Here is an 18,042-nt window from a genome sequence, read left to right as displayed (position 1 = left end):
CTTTATCCCAATTTTTTAAAAATTGGTAAAATTAAAACTCAAATAGACGTTGATTTGTTTACTTATTATTTGGTTGTCAAAGATCATTCACACTCTCACTCTCTCGGCTAACTCAGCCTAGGTCTCTGTGTTTGTGGACGGGAATTATAGACAAAAATGAATCCCTTGTCAAGGGTTTTTTGCGTTTTATTTGAAATTTGTTAAAAAAAATTTTTTTATCCATTTTTACTTACATTATATATGCAAAAATAGCTTAAAAATTGTTTTATTTATTTAAAAAAATATAGACCCCTAGCCATATTATTTTGTTAATTTTGTTGTGCTTATATTTGTAGTATATACAGTGACTGAAAAGAGGGTAGATCTCTCATATGAAACAATAAGATATGTTAGAAAATTAAGTGTTTGGGAGTAAATAAAATGTAGAAATTGGCACAACTGTAAAGTTGTGCCTGGTATGCTAAAAAGAAATTAGATCTTTTCTGCCATTGGTACATCATAAAGGATGTCATCCATTGGGTGTCTATACATAGGCATAGCAAGTCTCTTCTCATCAAGAATGTGACCGATGAATCCGATAGATCTACCTACGATGAAGAATGCATTGAGCGTACCTGAAGCGATAAACTCATTGATCTCTTCTTCAGAGTAACCAAGTGCTCTCCACATATCAACCATAAGGATACCGATAGTACCATCCACGTTAAGGATAAGGTTCTCTTTTTTAGATGTTGTCAATGCTTCAACTGTTCTTGCATAGTCAAGAAGTGGTGTTGCAGGGAAATGTGCCGCTGCATAATCCATCAAACCTTTTACTCTTAGGTCAGGGTTTTTAAGAGATTTGATTCTGTGACCAATTCCTGGAATTGGCACACCCTCACCTTTCATGTAGTTCAAGAATTCTTTTGGAGACATGTTGTTGTCATCTGCATGTTTGAAGTACTGTGCTGCACCATCAATCGCACCACCGAATCTTGGTCCGATAGTAAGAAGACCAGTTACCAATGATTCAACCACTGATTTACCTGCTCTAGCCGTTACTTTAGCATTGTGTGCACCAGATACTGCCGGACCATGATCCGCAACAGTTTTCATTACAGTCTCGATAAAGTCAGTTGCCCATTTCGGATACTGTTTTTTGAACCATAGAAGTGATACAACATCACCGATTCCTTTACCTGTATCAGGTGTTGCCACTGAAGAGATAGGGAATCCAGCGTATGTCGCTTCGTCACCTCTGTCATCAGAGATAGTACAGATGAACTGCTTGCTTCTTCTTACTTTAGGTACGATATTGATCTCTGGCTCAGGGATCGCTGGGATGTTAAGAGATTCAAATACTTCTCTGATCTTTGCAGGAAGGTCATTGAATGTTGCCGGTACATGAATACCTGCTTCAGCCATCGCTTTGTTTTTCGCTTCAGCTGTTTCACGTTCAGCATTTGCAGATGCACCTGCGTGACCGAATTGAACACCTGAATCATAGTATTTAGCGATCGTACCGATACACCATGCGATGATCGGTTTTGTGATCTTACCTGATTTAACCGCATCGATCACTTTGTACTCTTCTGTACCACCTACTTCACCAAGAAGGATCATATATTTTACATCCGGGTTCTCTTCCATTCTAAGAAGGTTGTCGATAAATACAGAACCAACGAATCTGTCTCCACCGATCGCAACACCTTCTGCGATACCATCAGCATTGATAGCGATGATGTTAGAAAGTTCGTTGAAAAGACCACCTGATCTTGTTACAAGACCACATGAACCTGCTCTGTGAAGTTTAGAGTTCACGATGTTCTCGATCGTACCACCAACGTTAGCGATCTTGAATGCACCGGGAGCGATACCACCAACTGTAGCAGGCCCGATAACAACAACACCTGCATCACGTGCAGCTTGGTTCATACCACGCGCAAGTCTCTCAGGGATACCTTCTGCTGTGATCATGATCGTTTGAAATCCACCGATCTCCAATGCTTCCATTGTTACATCATAAGCAGTTCTGAATGATGCAAAGTTCAAAAGAACGTCAGCTTGAGGCTGAGCAGCTTTTGCTTCTGCAGTCGTTTTAAATGTAGGGATCATCACCTCGTCAGCACCATAGAAGAATTTCTCAAATTTTCCAGATGCAGTTGGAGCAACGATCGCTGCTACCGAAGGTTTTTCTCTTTTAATTGTGTAATCATAGTCTAACATTCTTTGGATCGCTGTTTTGTTGTTGTTCCAAAAAATAGCCTGTGTATCTCTAGTAAATAATTGTGCCATCTTCTCTCCTTATGCCTCTACTGCCATTCTAACGATATCAGTTACGTGTGTCTCTGGTCCGTATACATCGATCCATAGACCAAGTCTATCTGCTGCTTCTTTAATATCTTTAAGACCTTTTTCGTAGTTTGGTCCACCACGTCTTACATAGATCTTGATACCAATTTCTTTCATCTTGTCTGCATACTCTTCAAATGCCTGGATGATACCTGTAAATGTTTTAGCAACATCTGTAAAGTTAGCGATCGCACCACCAATGATAAGGATCTTATCTCTACCCTGTGCATCTTTTTCTCTTGTCATAAGATCAAGAAGTGTCTCTGCATAGAATTTAGTCTCACCTGTTGTTGGTCCACCTGAGTACTCACCATAGTTAGCAAGGTCATCGATACCAGCAAGATCGGCAATAGTATCAGCATAAACAACTGAAGCACCACCACCGGCAACCATTGTCCAGATTCTAGCTTCTGGCTTTAAGAGTGTCAATTTAAGTGATGCACCTGTTTTAGCATCGGCTTCTTCAACAGCCAATACCTCTGGAGATTTCTCTTCCATACCGAATGCAGTTGGGTACTCAACATCACCCCACTGATCTACCATCATGAATCCAGCAGTGTCATCTAGTTTTGCAACCATGTCAAGAAGCTCGATCTTGTTACCTTGCATTACAAACGGGTTGATCTCAAGGTATGCGAAATTCAACTCTCTGTATGCTTTGAAGAAACCGATAGCAAATTCTGCGAATGCTGCTTTATCTTTGTCAGCAACATCTGCAGGTACATTTGCTCTGATTCTCTCAGCGATCTGCTCTTCAGTGTCAGTGATCTTGAATGCAACTTCAGTTACTTTCTCTTCCCAACCCTCTTCAACTTCCATTCCACCTTCAGCAGACATATAAAGCATATCATCATCACCTACACATGTCGCAGAGATATAATACTCTTCTTCTTGTGAGTGTGGAGTAAACGGTTCAACAATAAAGTGTGTCAATTTATCAACTGATGGTTCACCTGTTGGTGTGTCACCGTCAAATGAGAAATATACTGATTGCTCACCGCTTGACTTTTCATCGATCCAGCTGATAGCTTTTGCTAATGAAACATCACCTGGTTTAGCATCTTTGAAAAGTACTAAATCGTTTTTACCTCTTTTACCGAAAAGCATATCCGGTTTTGCAACCAATGCTTTTTCATTTAACCATGTGTTCTCTTTTGCAGCTTCTGCCAGTTCCGATCCATTTTGAACCATTACAGTTTGGTATGCATAAGTAAAATCTGGGAAATACTTATCCCAATGTTTTGCTAGAATTGACTTTGCGTCATACTCTCTAATCGCCTTTTGAGCCATCGAGTTCTCCTTTAATTTAGTTCTTGATAGTCTAGCATTAGATAAATTTAAATTTCGTAAAAGTAATATAAACTATAAGTATAAAAAAAATATTGTGTAGTATAGAAACAGTTCTTAGGGGTCTTGGGCAGTTATTGGTGAACAGGGTAGTATGTCATAATATCTTAACTGATAACGTTCTCTTCCATGTGCCCCATCGTAACACTTGATACCCTGAGACTTTAAATTCTCTGCCAAAAGATACGGTCTGTAGATACGATCTGCAAAGTGATGTTTGGGATCCTTCAAGACCAAATAGAGCATTTTATGCCCTACAATGAAAAGCACACTTAAGAGAAGAAATGACATTACCACGATAAAACCTTGTTTATATTGTTTCTGAAACTGGGGTAAACGTACACCTATCGCATGGTTAAAAACATCCAACATAAGTACAATCGCGATCATTACATAGGGAGCGAAATCAGTGATATAGACACGCTGTCTGATAGAGAGAAGTAAAGAGAAAACCAAAGCAGTAAAAGAGATGTACCAAATAAGTGTTTTTTCCCCTCTTAGCAAAATTCTGTACATGGCAAAGAAAAAATAGAGAAACAGTAAAGGTGAAAAAACGGTAGCATATAACCCGAAGATCTCCACAAAGTGCCCAGAGGGTCTTCCGCTTACCTCTATACCTTTTGCCAGATAGATAAAAGCCAAAAGAAAACTCAGGGAAAAAATAGCCAAGTGTTTCTCTTTGTGCATCACGGCATAAAATAAAACGGCAACAAAGAAAATGATAGAGGCTTCATGAATAAAAAAGAGTGCCAGCATGATCGGTGGAAGTAAAAGATAATAGCCCTTTTCATAAAGTAATACAAAAAGTAACACTAGCGACAATACAATAATAGCGACGTTAGCCAAGGTGGTTGCAGTGAGGATACCAGGCAGGAGCATAAAGATCAATGTCGAGAGATAGACATCTTTACTTTTTTGAAAATACTGTCGGCTGAGTGCAAAAAAAAGCCCAATGGTCAAAAATCCAAAAAAAAGGAAAAAAGCCCTTAAGCCTAAAAAGCCTGCATTAAGACTTTCACCCCACCTCATCATATGACCGACAATATCATTTGAAGTATAGAGTATCTTTGCCTCATGCGGGCTAATAGGTGTGGTTGAAGCAAGATAAAAAACAGCGATAGCATAAAAGAAGAATGCTAAAAAGAAATGCTGTTTTTTCATTCTGGGATCTTAGAGTTTCAAAAAGTTATCTAACATTTCATGCCCATATTCACTCATAATAGACTCAGGATGGAACTGCACACCATAAATAGGTTTGTCTTTGATCTGCAGTGACATGATCTCACCATCATCTTTGCTGTGGGATGTTGCGATGACGCTATCTGGCAGCGTCTCTTTTTTCACGGTTAAAGAGTGATAACGTGTAGCCCTGAATTCAGATGGGAGATCTTTAAAAATAGGTGTTTGGGCATCCACAACGATTTGGGACGTTTTACCATGCATCATATTTTTGGCTCTGATCACATCTCCGCCAAATGCCTGTGCAATACTCTGATGGCCTAGACAGATACCAAAAATAGGCGTAGTGTCTGCAAATTCTTTGATCACATCCAGTGTCACTCCTGCATCATCAGGGGTGGAAGGACCTGGTGAAAGAATGATCTTGTCTGGATGTAATGCTTTGATCTCATCAATCGTCATTTCATCATTACGTATGACCTTCAAGTCTGCACCCAGTTCTCTACAGTACTGCACGACATTGTAAGTAAAGCTGTCGTAATTGTCTATCATTAATACCATTTATTTCTTCCTAGTTAAATCTACAGACCAAAAGAATTCAATCCATCTGTCTGCTTCTTGTACAGACCAATCTGGAGCTATTTTAGCACTTTTCTTATAAAAAAGCGAAGCTGTTTTAAAGTTCACGGCAGGATACGCTTTGTGCAAGACCTTCAACACTTCTATCATCGTATCACCGCTATCTACAATATCATCCACAACGAGTACATTTTTGGCCTCCGTCAATTCCGGGATATTAAACACCTTCACACTATCCAGTTTTAGCGTATCTTCGTACCCAATGGTATTGATACTGTAGACTTCCCGGATATCATAAAATTCACCAAGCAGGTGGCCTAAAGAGAGACCTCCTCTGGCAATAGGAATAATCGTGTCAAATTCCCAGTCGATCATTTGAGCCAAAGATCTTGTATCAGCTAAAAAATCTTCATAAGGATAATAGCGCTTTTCCATACTAATAGGCTTTTAACTCATGATAAAGACTGTCACGTTCTATGGGTTGGAAGCCGGAGTTCTTGATCAAGGCTACAAAATCATTCAGGTCCATTCCATGACTGCTCTGTGCTCCTGCTGCAGATTGAATGGACTCTTTTTCTATCGTGCCATCCAGGTCGTCACAGCCAAACTCCTGAGCGATCAGTGCGAGATTGACCGATGCCGTGACCCAATAGGCTTTGATATGAGGAATGTTATCCAGCATAATGCGGCTGATGGCATAGGTTTTGAGTATCTCCTGCCCTGTAGGGAAATCCTTCACTTTGAGAAAGTTGTTGTCTCTTTGGTAGACCAAGGGGATAAAGGCATTAAATCCGCCTGTCTTGTCTTGAAGATCACGTAGTCTTATCATATGGTCTATACGGTGTGCACGTGTCTCTACATGTCCAAAAAGCATGGTAGCATTGCTTTCTTTACCTCTTTCATGCCATTTCTGGTGTATCTCAATCCACTGGTCTGAAGTGACTTTCCCTTTACACAGATATTCACGTACCTCTTCATCAAAGATCTCAGCCCCACCGCCGGGCATGGAATCTACACCATTTTCGATCATCATATCCAACACTTCATCGTAGCTGTATCCATACTCTCTTGTCAGAAAATCTACTTCCGCTGCTGTCATCGCCTTCACATGTAACTCGGGAAATGCTTCTTTGATCTTTCTGAATGCACCCATATACCACTCGACACCATCATTAGGGTTATGTGCTGAGACGATATGCATCTCTTTTGCACCGTTTTGAACGGATTTTTTTACAATATCCAGGATCTCTTCGTGGGTCATAGTATATTGGTTGGGATTTTTTCTACTTGCAGAATATGCACAGAATTTACAGATGTCTGCACAGACATTGGTAGGGTTGATGTGCCGATTTATATTAAAGTAGCTTTTGTTGCCGTATTTCTCTCTACGAATTTCATCGGCGAGTTCACCGAGCGTATAGAGATCTAAGTCATAGAGTGCTTCACCCTCTTCTTGAGTGAGTCTCTCTTTGTTGCGTACCTTTTGTATCAAATCCATTCTGAGAACATCCATAGTTATTTTTGGGTATTATACCAATATAACATTATGGAGAGAATAATTGAATACGCTTGAAACCCAAATAGAGGAATTACTTTATACTAAAGCAGCAGATTTCGAGATCGCCAAAGTGCTTAAAAAGGATATAAAAAGCTACTTTGATACACTTGAAGAGACTTTTGTAAATTCAGGGGGTAAAGACTTTCTTGTGAAGCATACAAAAAAAATAGACAGTATCCTAAAGATCGTCTACAAGGTTGCTACCAGGGATATGTTCGGTGATTATCTTCCTATGAAAAACTCCATCCCTCTGGGTCTCGTCGCATTGGGAAGTTACGGCAGAGAGCAACTCTGCGTACATTCCGATATAGATCTCATGCTTGTCTATAAGGATATTCCTGCGTACAACGTAAAAGGGATCATTGAAAAAATACTCTATATACTTTGGGATACAGGTTTAAAACTGGGACACAGGGTACACACTATTGATGAACTCTATGACGTATCTAAAACCGATATCACGATCAAAACAGCATTGATCGAATCACGTATGATCGAAGGCTCCATTTTCATTTGGACAGAGACACAAAATGCGATCTCCCAAATTCGTCATGACCATATAAAAGAGTTCATACAGCTTAAACTGGAAGAACGAGAACTACAACATCGTAGGTTCCCCCTTACCATGGAACCGAACCTTAAAGACGGATCAGGTGGTTTTCGTGATGCCAACCTCGTTTTTTGGATAGGAAAGATACTCTATAATGTAGATAATATTAAAAATCTGCCTGACAGTGTAGTAGATGAGAAAGAGTATCGTACCTTCCGTATCGCCCTGGAATTCCTCTTCCGTGTACGTTCCGCTTTACACTTAACTGCAGGGAAAAAAGAAGATAAGTTACGTCTTGAACTTATTCCGGACATTGCCCATTTTCTTGGTTACAAAGAGGGTAAGAAAGGTCAAATGAAATGTGCTAAAAAAGTGACTGAAAGTTTAAAGATCATCAGACTTTACAGTACGATCTGGCTCAATATTCTGACCCAGGACTACATCACTGACAATCCTGAAAAAAACTATCTTTATCCCAAAAAAGGTAAGCAAAACTTTAATGGGCTCATTCAACAGCTCACTGCACATGCAAAAAAACCTTTTTATGCCCACCCTACTTTTATACAAAAGTTAATTAGCTCAGAAAAACCTGAACGTCCTGATGGAGCACTCTATCAGACGATCAAGAGTATATTCCACCAGCCGGAAAGTCACTCCATTCTCAAAGTACTATCCTATGCAAGACTCCTGGGCTATACGATTCCACCCATTAAAAAAGTGATCGATCTTCCTCAATTTGACGGATACCATCAATTTGCAGTCGATATGCATTCGATACGTTGTATGTACCACTTGGAACATATAGAGGATCCTTTTATTAAAAAACTTTTTGATGCACTGAATGATGAAGAGAAGGTCATGCTCAAAATTGTCACTTTTTTACATGATGCAGGAAAAGGACGAGAACGTGACCATCACGCTGTAGGTACATCGCTCTTTAAAGTTTTCGCAGAGAAGCTGCATTTGGATCCGGCACATATAGCCATAGGTGAGACACTCATTTTATATCATACATTGATGAGTAAAGTAGCCCAACGTGAAGATATTTATAATGAAAAAACAATTATACATTTTGCCTCTCATTTTCAAACCAAGAAACTTTTGGATCTCATCTATATCCTGACATATGCTGATATGAATGGTGTGGGTAAAGACATCTACAACTCATTTAATGCAAAATTGATCCGAACACTTTATGAGCAATCAATCGAAATTTTGGATAACAAAAGCATGCTCGACGAAGCGGCCAAACGACTTAAAAAAGAACAGACACTCAAACGGAATGCAGCATTCAAACTATTTACCCCAATACAGCAGAAAAAAGTATTACAGATTCCTTCAGATCTACTCTTTTTACGTTACAGTCCACAAAAAATCGTTTCCATTACACAAAAAGCGTTTCAAACCGAGGATTATACATTTAAAATAAGCAACATAAACTACTTAACGATTGAAGTAACGCGTAGAAAACCATTTAATATCTCTTATCTTTTAGGGAAACTCTCCACATTGGGTGTGGTGCATATGGATATATGTAAACTGTTTGATGATCTTAAATATTTTAAAATCGACTTTTCTACTAAAGTGAATGCTGAAGAGATACCACGTATTAAAGAAATTCTTCATGATTCATTTGATGAGACAAAAAAGAGCACCCTTACGTTACCAGATATAGAAGAAGATGAACTTCAGATCGATTGTGAACACTCTAAAACCTATGCAGTAATGTACCTAAACTGTAAAGATCAAAAAGGTTTACTTGCCTATATCATCCATATCTTTGATGAGATGGGTATTGACATTGCCACTGCAAAAATTCATACGCTGAAAAGCCGTGTAAGAGATATGTTCCTCATCGAAAAGAATGGAAAGTTTTGTCATAATGTCGATACGATAATAGATAAACTTACAGGAAATAGATAAGATGTGTGGAATTGTTGGATATATAGGACCCAAAGAGAAAAAAGAGATCTTGCTTGAAGGCCTACAGGAGCTTGAATATAGAGGATATGACTCTGCAGGTATCGCTGTCATTGAAGGAGATAAACTTTCTGAGTATAAAGCTATAGGTAAATTGGACAATTTGCGTGAAAAGACCAAAAAGTATGAAAGTGAAGGTTTTGGTATCTCTATAGGTCATACCAGATGGGCTACACATGGTAAACCAACGGAACTCAATGCACATCCACACTTAGGTGCCTACTCGTATGTGGTACATAATGGGATCATCGAAAATTATCAAGAGTTGAAAAATGAACTGCAAAATGAAGGTGTAAAATTTCTTAGTCAAACCGATACTGAAACGATCGTACATCTTTTTGAAAAATATTATAATTCATCCAATGAGGCTTTTAGCGCTTTTGAAAAAACGATCAAAAGACTGGAAGGTGCCTATGCAACACTGCTTATCACCAAAGCAGCCCCTGATACTATTTTCTTTGCAAAGAATGGTTCTCCTATGCTGATAGGATTTGATAAGGAGGAGATCTATTTTGCTTCTTCTGATACCCCTGTGATAGGTAAAGCCAAAGAGGTCTATTATCTTGAAGATGGTGAGTATGGTTATGTCCAGGACGGCAAGGTACATCTGTTTGACAAGGATGGAAGTACGAGTTTCACTACACAAGCACTGAGTGCGGATAAGATACTAGCCCAAAAAGACGGGTACCGTTTCTTCATGGAAAAAGAGATCTATGAACAGAGTCGTGTGATGAGCGAAACGATGATGGGACGTGTACTTGATGAAGCCATTGCTTTTGATGAACTGGATGAAAACTTCTTCGAAGGGATATCTTCTATCAAGATCTGTGCCTGCGGTACCAGCTACCACTCTGCCCTGGCTTCAGCCTATCTTTTTGAACGTATCGCCAAAGTAAGATGTGATGTAGAGATCGCTTCTGAATTCAGATATAAAGAGCCTTTACTGACAAAAGATACACTCTTCATTACGATTTCACAAAGCGGTGAGACTGCAGATACACTCGAAGCCCTCAAAATGGCAAAACGTGCAGGATTGAAGAGTCTGAGTATCTGTAACGTGGATAACTCTTCTATCGTTCGTGAAAGTGACACTGCCATCCTCACAAGGGCCGGTATAGAAAAAGGGGTGGCAAGTACCAAAGCATTTGCAACACAGACCATGGTACTGTGGATGCTGGCACTATATGCAGGTCAAGAAAAAAGCACCATTTCAAAAGAGACACTTAAGAATGAGATCACTGCGATGCTGCAGACCCCAAAAGCATTGATCGTCACTGATACCTTGCATACCAAACTCAATAGACTCTCCAAACGTTATTTGCATGGACACGGTTTCTTCTTCATAGGTCGAGATATATTCTACCCTCTTGCACTAGAAGGTGCATTGAAACTCAAAGAGATAAGTTATAGACATGCTGAAGGATATCCTGCAGGTGAGATGAAGCATGGGCCTATCGCACTGGCGGACAGTGAACTTTTCACCATTGCACTGATGCCAAAAACGATGCACTATGATAAGATCAAATCAAATGTTGAAGAGCTCAGTGCCAGAGATGCAACGATCTGTGCCATCTCTCCAATACCTTTTGATCTCGCAGATGACTTCATACAAACAACCTACGATGCGCATCCGATGTTAGAATTTTTTGAAATGATGGTGGTGACACAACTGCTTGCATTGGAAATTTCTGTAAGACTTGGAAATGATGTAGATATGCCTAGGAACCTGGCTAAATCTGTGACAGTGGAATAGGAAACCTATGCTTATAGAGTATGATGAGATACCACAAGTAGCAATGGACTTTATGAATGAGGTCCATAAAGAAGATATTGATCTCATCAACGCTATTTTTAAACATATACTTGCCTATGACGGAAGTGAAAAGAGTGCTGCCGCTATAGATAATCTCTATACTCAATGGATAGATCACACGGTTATTCATTTTCAAAATGAAGAGATTAAAATGCAGGAGATGCATTTCCCTCCTTACCTTGCACATAAAGGGGAACATGACAGGGCACTTCAAGAGATGCGCGATCTGTTTACCCACTGGCAGCAGTATAGAGATATCAAGGTACTTAAGATCTATTTTATAGAGACATTACCAGCCTGGCTTCACAATCATATCTCAACGATGGATACCGTAACTGCCCGATTTTTTGCGACAGGTCAGTCAGCATGCGGAGGATGAGACTGCTAAACTGGTCTTTGACGTTCTAAATTCTCAAACCATTGTGTACATAAGGCTTTGTAGATGATCTTATACGCCTTGAGCTTTTGCACATTGATTTCATTTTCTTCGGTGAAATAACGTCTTAAAAAATAGGCTTCGTTTTCTTGATCCAGGTTGAATTCAACACATACCGATGCCAGATCAAAATACTTGTCGTTTATCGCTGCATCTTCCCAGTCTATCAACTGGATCGTTTCTGCAAAGAGTACATTACGAGGATTGAGGTCATTGTGACACAATACCCATTCAGAGGGAAAATCTTTTAGAGTTTCAAATGCATCCTTTACTGCTTTTGATTTTGTCTGAAGCAGTGGTTCTAACAGTAGAGGTTCCTTTTCTATTGTTAAAGTATGAACTTTTTTCAACACTTCTGCAAACTGAAACAGATCATTTTTTTCTAGACTCTCTTTATGTCTGCCCTCTACATATGCTGAGAGTACCAATGCATTCTCTTCATCCAGAAGTAAAGGCTCTGATGCCACACCTTTTTCAAATGCCAATTTTTGTACTTCAAATTCAAATTTTCTGTCTACATCTGTTCGAATGAACTTTCGTAAAATATATTTTTTTTCTTCGCTATGGATCAGATAGTTTTCATTGTTGTAGCCCTGCTTTTCCAAAAGCTGATATGAGTCGATTTCTTTGTTTTCAAAAAGTGCGTATTGTTTCAGTTGATCTATCATTGTTCCACAAGCTTTTGATTCTCTACTTTATACACCCTGTTAGCAATACGTTCACTATCTTCTATCTCATGTGTGATCATAATGGTATGCAGGTTATTTTCAACTGTGATCTTTTTGAGCAGATCAAGCATCTGCATTCTTGTATCGGCATCCAATCCTGTAAAGGGTTCATCCAGAAGCAATATAGGCTCACGGCGTAACAATACCCGTGCAAGTGCAACACGCTGCTGTTGTCCACCTGAAAGAGATGAAACGATAGTATGTTCATATTTTTCAAGACCTACTTCTTTGAGTATGGTTTTTACTTTTTTCAACTCTTCATGTGTGCTTTTCAGTGTTTTACTTATGCCTAGAAGTATATTCTTTTGTACCGATAGGTGTTCAAAGAGGTTATGATTTTGAAATAAAATGCTGATAGGCCGTGCTTCAACCGTCTCATCTATCAACTCATCCTCATCTAACTTGATACTACCACTTGTTGCAGGTAAGAAACCTGCGAGAAGATCAAGAAGTGTGGATTTCCCACTTCCACTTTGACCAACTATCGCTACGATCTCTTTAGGTTTGACCACCATCGTATATGTATACATATCTTCTGCATTTTTATGCTGGTACTTTACATCAATTATCTTTAGCAACGCTACTCCTAAACAGTCGTGGTAATAAAATAAATACACATAATGTGATGGCCAAGAGTATCAAAGCGACTCCAGCAGCATCACTTGTTCGGTACGATCCCATGAGCTGATACAAATACCAGGGCAAGGTTAAAAAGTCGTCCGATCCAAACAATGCAATGATACCCAAATCTCCCAGTGAAAAACAAAAAGACAAGGCAAAAACATAACCGATAGATGACTTCAAGTAGGGGTATTCACAATACACCCACCTTTGCAATGAACTCAAGTTCAACGAAAAGACAAGTTTGTCATATCTTTGACCGGTCTTTTGCATCACAGGAGCTAAAATGGCCAAGGCAAACGGTAATGACATCAGTACGTTTGCGGTGAGAAGTGCGATGGTTGACCATACTGCTATCGGGGCTTCATAGGTTTGGGACAGAAGAAAAAATCCCAGACCCATGATCAATGAAGGCACAGCAAGATAGAGGTTTCCGGAAAAGGAAACGATAGTATTCAAAACTTTTGAAAATGTGTTACTTGGTAAACGATGTCCCAGGATAAAATTTCTTTTTGTATCACTTAAAAAAATAGCGAATAGTACCGTCAATATACTTGAAACTGTTGCGAGTCCGATACTCGTGAAAAAAGATTTGATAAAAAGAGGTTCTGTGAGTATTCTTGTAAATTCTGCACCTAATCCATCAACGATGATAGCAAGTAGCGGTAAGATAAAAAACAGAGAAAACAGACCAATAATAGCTACCTGAAATCGTTTGACATATTTTGTCTCAGACCAGGGAATATAGAGTGCACTTGTTCTTACATTGCCAACACTGGTTCTGAAGTTCGATGAAAAGAGTACCAGCAACGTCGTCATTACAAGTTGTATCAATGCAAGTTTTAAAGCCATAGCAATATCAAATTCAAGTTTCACTGCCTCATAGATAGCCACTTCCAAAGTATTATAAGCAGGTGAACCACCCAGTACAAGTACGATGGCAAAGGAAGTAAAACACAAAAGAAATATGGTTGATGCAATGCTTAAAAGTGTCGTCCTTAAAGCCGGCCACTCTACATAGATAAACCGTTGAAACGCTGTAAAGTTCAAACTTTTTGCAAGTTTGTATTTCTCTTTGGGAATAGATTCAAACACATGCAGCAAAGACCGTGAAGCAAATGAAGCATTCAGATAGACATGTGCTACCAGGATACCTGTTAATCCATACAGGTAAGAACCAAAAGAGTGATCAAAAAGATAGAGGCTTAATTGGTTTACCCATCCATTACGTCCGAGTACAGATATGAGTCCAAAGACAACAATCAGTGTCGGAAGGACCAAAGAGGAGGAGAAAAGTGCCACCAGTAGAGAACGTCCTTTAAAGTTTGACTGGTGAGCCAGGCTCCAGGCTAAAGCCAAACCTACCAATAGAGATAAAAGTGTCGATAAAAAAGCTTGATAGAGCGTAAACTTCAGAAGTGAAAAGACTCTACTGTCAAGTTGTGCTACAGAGGCATCGTCTTGTGAGAGGAATAGTGTAAAAAACAGTACAAAAGCAAACCCTAGCAATAAAAGAGAGACGAACCCTCCTGGCAGTAATGAATTTTTCAGTCTTTTTACATCTTGTAACATCTTTATCTTTCCAATGCTCTCAGCCATTCATTGATAATTTCTTTTCTATGGGCTTCAACTGTTTTACCATCCAGTAAGATCATTTTGGATGGCTGCGTCAGTGTCTCAAATACCTTAGGTAAACCCTCTTTTGTTTTGACAACAGGATAAGCCCAATTTGCTGTAGGGATGATCTCTGCAAAGGTTTCACTATGCATAAATTGTAAAAACTTTTTCGCCAGATCTTTATGTTTGGAAGAGTTGAGCATCGCAGCCACTTCTATCTGTCCGTAATGTCCCTCATTGAAACGTGCACTTTTAAAGTTTGTTCTGTTCTCTTCTATAATGTGATAGGCGGGTGAAGTCGTATAAGATAATACCATATCTGCCTCACCTTTTAGAAACAGACCATAAGACTCGGACCAGCCTTTCGTAATGGTCAATATATGAGGCGAAAGTCTTTTCCAATACTCTCCTGCTTTCTCTTTATAGATTTCTTTAACCCATAAAAGCAAACTAAGCCCAGGTGTGGATGAACGGGGATCCTGAATCACGATCTTAAAATCTTCGGGCATAGCAGCAAGTGCTTCAAAGGATGTTGGAGGATTTTTCACCTTATTTTCATTGTAGACAAAAGCGACATAACTGTAATCATACGGTACAAAATACTCATCAGTATATGGGACAGGCAAATCTAAATTTGAAGTATTCAGATCATGTTTGGCAAACAGTCCCGTTTTGTTGGCAGCTTGTGCTATATTGGTATCCAGACCAAGTAAAATATCTGCTTTGGTGTTTTTACCTTCAAGCTGTATCTTTCGTAACGCACCTATAGAACTGGACAGACCTACAAACTTTACATTGCAGTCATATTCTTTCTCAAATGCTTCTTTTATCTTAGGTCCTGGACCCCAGGAGACAGCAAAAGCGTCATAGGTATAGATAGTGAGTGTGGGTCTAGTATCACTTGCGAATGAAGCGATACTAAAAAGTAGTATTAAAAATAAAGTTCTGATGGGGTTAAACATCATATATTATAACACAGATTAAAAATCATATGCTACTGTAAAACCAACTGTTCTTGGTGCACCAAACTGTGTATAACGAGATTCTGCATACCCGATAGCAGGATCCTGATACCAATAAAATCCTCTTACATAATAATCTTCATCCGTTAAATTTCTTACCCATACAGTTGCTGTCCAGTTATCATAGGTATACTCTAAACTACTGTTAAAGAGTGTGTATGCTGTCGATTTCTCATTATGTGTATTTGAGAAATAATAACTACCCTTACCTTCTGCATTGGCTTTAAATGTCCAATTCTCAACAAATCTATAATCTACCCCTATATTATATTGATACTCAGGTGCATGTGCTGGTGCTCTACCTTCTAAAAATGAAGGTACCAGGTTACCCTGGGCATCATATTCTGCATAGTCATCAAACTTTGACTTTAACAAACCAAGGCTACCATAGAAATGTACAGTATCATTAGGATAATAATCAAGTTCAGCTTCCAATCCATAGTAGTGACCTTCTGCCGCATTAGTCAAATAATCACTCCATTCTTGTAGCGCATATGCATCATATATTTTAACTTGCTGATCTTTTCTTTTTCCATAAAAAAGATTAAGTCTACTGATCAATGTATTCTCAAAATAATTAGCATTTACTCCAGCATCAATATTCCATAAACTTTCAGTCTGATATTCTTTATATTCAGGAGAAGGTACATTATTATCTGCATTGACACCACCAGGTTTATATCCTTTAGATAAACTGACATAATATAAGTGACTATTGTCATGTTGATATTGTAACCCTATTTTCCCACCAAATAAATTTTCATCAGTATGGATATTTGAATTATCTGAATCAGAATAACTTACTTCCCATTTTTCTGCCCTAAAACCTGTTGTTAGTGTTAACTTTGGTGTTAAAGTACTATCTAACTGGCCATAAATTGCCCTATTTTTTGTTGAATAGTCATTTGTAAATAGAACATAGACATCTTCTTTTCTACGGTTTCTTGTCAAATCTTCTGAATAGTTTTTAAGATATACTCCCATTGTCCAATCAGTAGAATTATTAAAGATACGACCCTCTTCATCTGAGACCAATCTAACATCCATATCTGTTTGCTCACGATCTCTCAAATACTGGTCAAAATAGCTATATGGGCCAAGAGTATCAGAAAATTCTCCAACATACGACCAATCTTCATCATAACTATATTCAAGATCTGAGTTACTGTGACTGACTTTAGACACTAAATGCATTTTTGGATTCACTTGATAGGTTGATATTAAAGAAAAAGCATCTGTTTTTTGTGTATCTTTTCCTTGTTCATCTGAATGTGTTGTTCTTGTATTATCAAGACTAAAAGCATCGTAACCGTTGTCAACATCAATATGCATATAGTTCAGGTCTATCGTATGATTATCAGAGGCAAACCAACGTAACTTTGCTTTTGCTGTTAATTCATCTATGTTATTGGTATCATCTTGACTAATTTCATTACCTTCACTGTCTATATGCCAATTTTTCATAAAGCCATCACTGGTATTTTTATAGATTGAAAATCTACCCAGTAGCGTATCTTCGATAAGCGTACCACCTATAGCTGCACCCAATGCTTTTGTATTATAATTACCTACAGTAGCTTCTATATGACCTTCAGTCTCTTTTGTTGGTTCGTTACTTTGAATATTAACAACCCCCGCCATACCGGTTGCTCCAAATGTTGTTCCCTGTGGCCCACGTAAAACTTCTATTTGATTGACATCAAAAAGTGTTACAGCCAAAGCACTTTGACTAAATTCTATTCCATCAATATTCAGACCAACAGATGGATTCACAGGAGTTGAAAACTGACTTCTTTCTCCTATACCACGGATCTGTATATAGTGTGCTCTTGATGCACCGCTTGCAAAATTAACATTTGGTGTTTTACCAATTACTTCTTCAAAAGCGGAAGATGATTTATCATAGATCTCCTCTTCTCCTATGACAGATACACTATTAGCTGTTTCTGATAGCTTTGCTTCCCTAAAATCAGCACTAACAACAATTGGATCAAGTGTTACCTCTTCTGCAAATGCAGGTATGTTCAATAATGCATAAGCTGCGATCATTGAACCAGTTAAAATTTTTGTTTTCATTGTATTCCCCTTAAAATATGTATATGAAAAAAGGGAGAAAAAGTAGATAAAAAATGATACATGATGTATCGAAGACGTTTATATACGATTCTCTTCCCTACGCTGGTATTATCCAGTTCAAGTTCAACGGGTCAAGCTTTTGAGCTATCTCAGCTTAGATCTTACAAGACCTAGCACCCCGAGAGATTGATGACTACTTATACAA

Annotated in this window: 14 protein-coding genes and 1 riboswitch; of the genes, 3 read left to right on the top strand and 11 right to left on the bottom strand. The window is 38.6% G+C overall.

Annotated elements, in window-relative coordinates; genetic code table 11:
* Positions 1-471 precede the first annotated feature (471 nt).
* The 6 genes from PF327_RS08425 to mqnE all read right to left on the bottom strand — a co-directional run bounded on the left by PF327_RS08425 (position 472) and on the right by mqnE (position 6,934).
* A complete protein-coding gene (locus tag PF327_RS08425; RefSeq protein WP_289402136.1) occupies positions 472-2,274 on the bottom strand; it encodes a citrate/2-methylcitrate synthase in 1,803 nt (600 codons plus the stop codon).
* A gap of 9 nt (positions 2,275-2,283) precedes the next feature.
* On the bottom strand, positions 2,284-3,621 hold the full coding sequence (locus tag PF327_RS08420; RefSeq protein WP_008245184.1) for an ATP citrate lyase citrate-binding domain-containing protein: 1,338 nt from the start codon (positions 3,619-3,621) through the stop codon (positions 2,284-2,286).
* 114 nt (positions 3,622-3,735) lie between these two features.
* On the bottom strand, positions 3,736-4,839 hold the full coding sequence (locus PF327_RS08415; RefSeq protein WP_289402134.1) for a hypothetical protein: 1,104 nt from the start codon (positions 4,837-4,839) through the stop codon (positions 3,736-3,738).
* Positions 4,840-4,848: 9 nt separating this feature from the next.
* Entirely contained in the window at positions 4,849-5,418 is a 570-nt protein-coding gene (locus tag PF327_RS08410) for an anthranilate synthase component II (RefSeq protein WP_289402133.1), read from the bottom strand.
* Positions 5,419-5,871, bottom strand: coding sequence for a phosphoribosyltransferase (locus tag PF327_RS08405; RefSeq protein ID WP_008245187.1), 453 nt, complete (start codon positions 5,869-5,871; stop codon positions 5,419-5,421).
* A gap of 1 nt (position 5,872) precedes the next feature.
* On the bottom strand, positions 5,873-6,934 hold the full coding sequence (gene mqnE, locus PF327_RS08400) for an aminofutalosine synthase MqnE (RefSeq protein WP_008245189.1): 1,062 nt from the start codon (positions 6,932-6,934) through the stop codon (positions 5,873-5,875).
* A 61-nt stretch (positions 6,935-6,995) separates the two neighbouring features.
* Here mqnE and PF327_RS08395 point away from each other — a divergent pair, with 61 nt between their 5' ends.
* The 3 genes from PF327_RS08395 to PF327_RS08385 are packed head-to-tail and all read left to right on the top strand — an operon-like array spanning position 6,996 to position 11,716.
* Positions 6,996-9,467 (top strand): [protein-PII] uridylyltransferase family protein, encoded by a 2,472-nt coding sequence (locus tag PF327_RS08395; RefSeq protein WP_289402131.1) that lies wholly within the window; start codon positions 6,996-6,998, stop codon positions 9,465-9,467.
* A 1-nt stretch (position 9,468) separates the two neighbouring features.
* On the top strand, positions 9,469-11,277 hold the full coding sequence (gene glmS / locus PF327_RS08390; RefSeq protein WP_289402130.1) for a glutamine--fructose-6-phosphate transaminase (isomerizing): 1,809 nt from the start codon (positions 9,469-9,471) through the stop codon (positions 11,275-11,277).
* A gap of 7 nt (positions 11,278-11,284) precedes the next feature.
* Positions 11,285-11,716, top strand: a complete 432-nt coding sequence (locus PF327_RS08385; protein WP_289402129.1) for a hemerythrin family protein — start codon at positions 11,285-11,287, stop codon at positions 11,714-11,716.
* Positions 11,717-11,721: 5 nt separating this feature from the next.
* Here the strand turns inward: PF327_RS08385 and PF327_RS08380 are convergent, their stop codons facing one another.
* The 5 genes from PF327_RS08380 to PF327_RS08360 are packed head-to-tail and all read right to left on the bottom strand — an operon-like array spanning position 11,722 to position 17,837.
* Positions 11,722-12,441 carry a choline/ethanolamine kinase family protein gene (locus PF327_RS08380; protein ID WP_289402128.1) on the bottom strand — a complete coding sequence of 240 codons (720 nt, stop codon included), beginning with the start codon at positions 12,439-12,441 and terminating at the stop codon, positions 11,722-11,724.
* On the bottom strand, positions 12,438-13,079 hold the full coding sequence (locus PF327_RS08375; protein ID WP_289402127.1) for an ATP-binding cassette domain-containing protein: 642 nt from the start codon (positions 13,077-13,079) through the stop codon (positions 12,438-12,440). The genes PF327_RS08380 and PF327_RS08375 overlap by 4 nt, the downstream gene beginning before the upstream one ends.
* The gene (locus PF327_RS08370; protein WP_289402126.1) at positions 13,063-14,694 is read right to left on the bottom strand and encodes an ABC transporter permease subunit; all 1,632 of its coding nucleotides are present in this window, start codon (positions 14,692-14,694) and stop codon (positions 13,063-13,065) included. Before PF327_RS08370 ends, PF327_RS08375 begins: the two co-directional genes overlap by 17 nt.
* A gap of 2 nt (positions 14,695-14,696) precedes the next feature.
* Complete coding sequence (gene thiB, locus PF327_RS08365) at positions 14,697-15,704, bottom strand: thiamine ABC transporter substrate binding subunit (RefSeq protein ID WP_289402125.1); 1,008 nt, start codon at positions 15,702-15,704, stop codon at positions 14,697-14,699.
* Positions 15,705-15,719: 15 nt separating this feature from the next.
* On the bottom strand, positions 15,720-17,837 hold the full coding sequence (locus tag PF327_RS08360) for a TonB-dependent receptor (protein WP_289402124.1): 2,118 nt from the start codon (positions 17,835-17,837) through the stop codon (positions 15,720-15,722).
* Positions 17,838-17,914: 77 nt separating this feature from the next.
* Positions 17,915-18,028, bottom strand: a riboswitch (TPP riboswitch).
* Between the last annotated feature and the right edge of the window lie 14 nt (positions 18,029-18,042).

It is taken from the genome of Sulfurovum xiamenensis (assembly GCF_030347995.1).
Taxonomy (GTDB): domain Bacteria; phylum Campylobacterota; class Campylobacteria; order Campylobacterales; family Sulfurovaceae; genus Sulfurovum; species Sulfurovum xiamenensis.
This window is presented reverse-complemented; position numbering and strand designations above follow the sequence as displayed.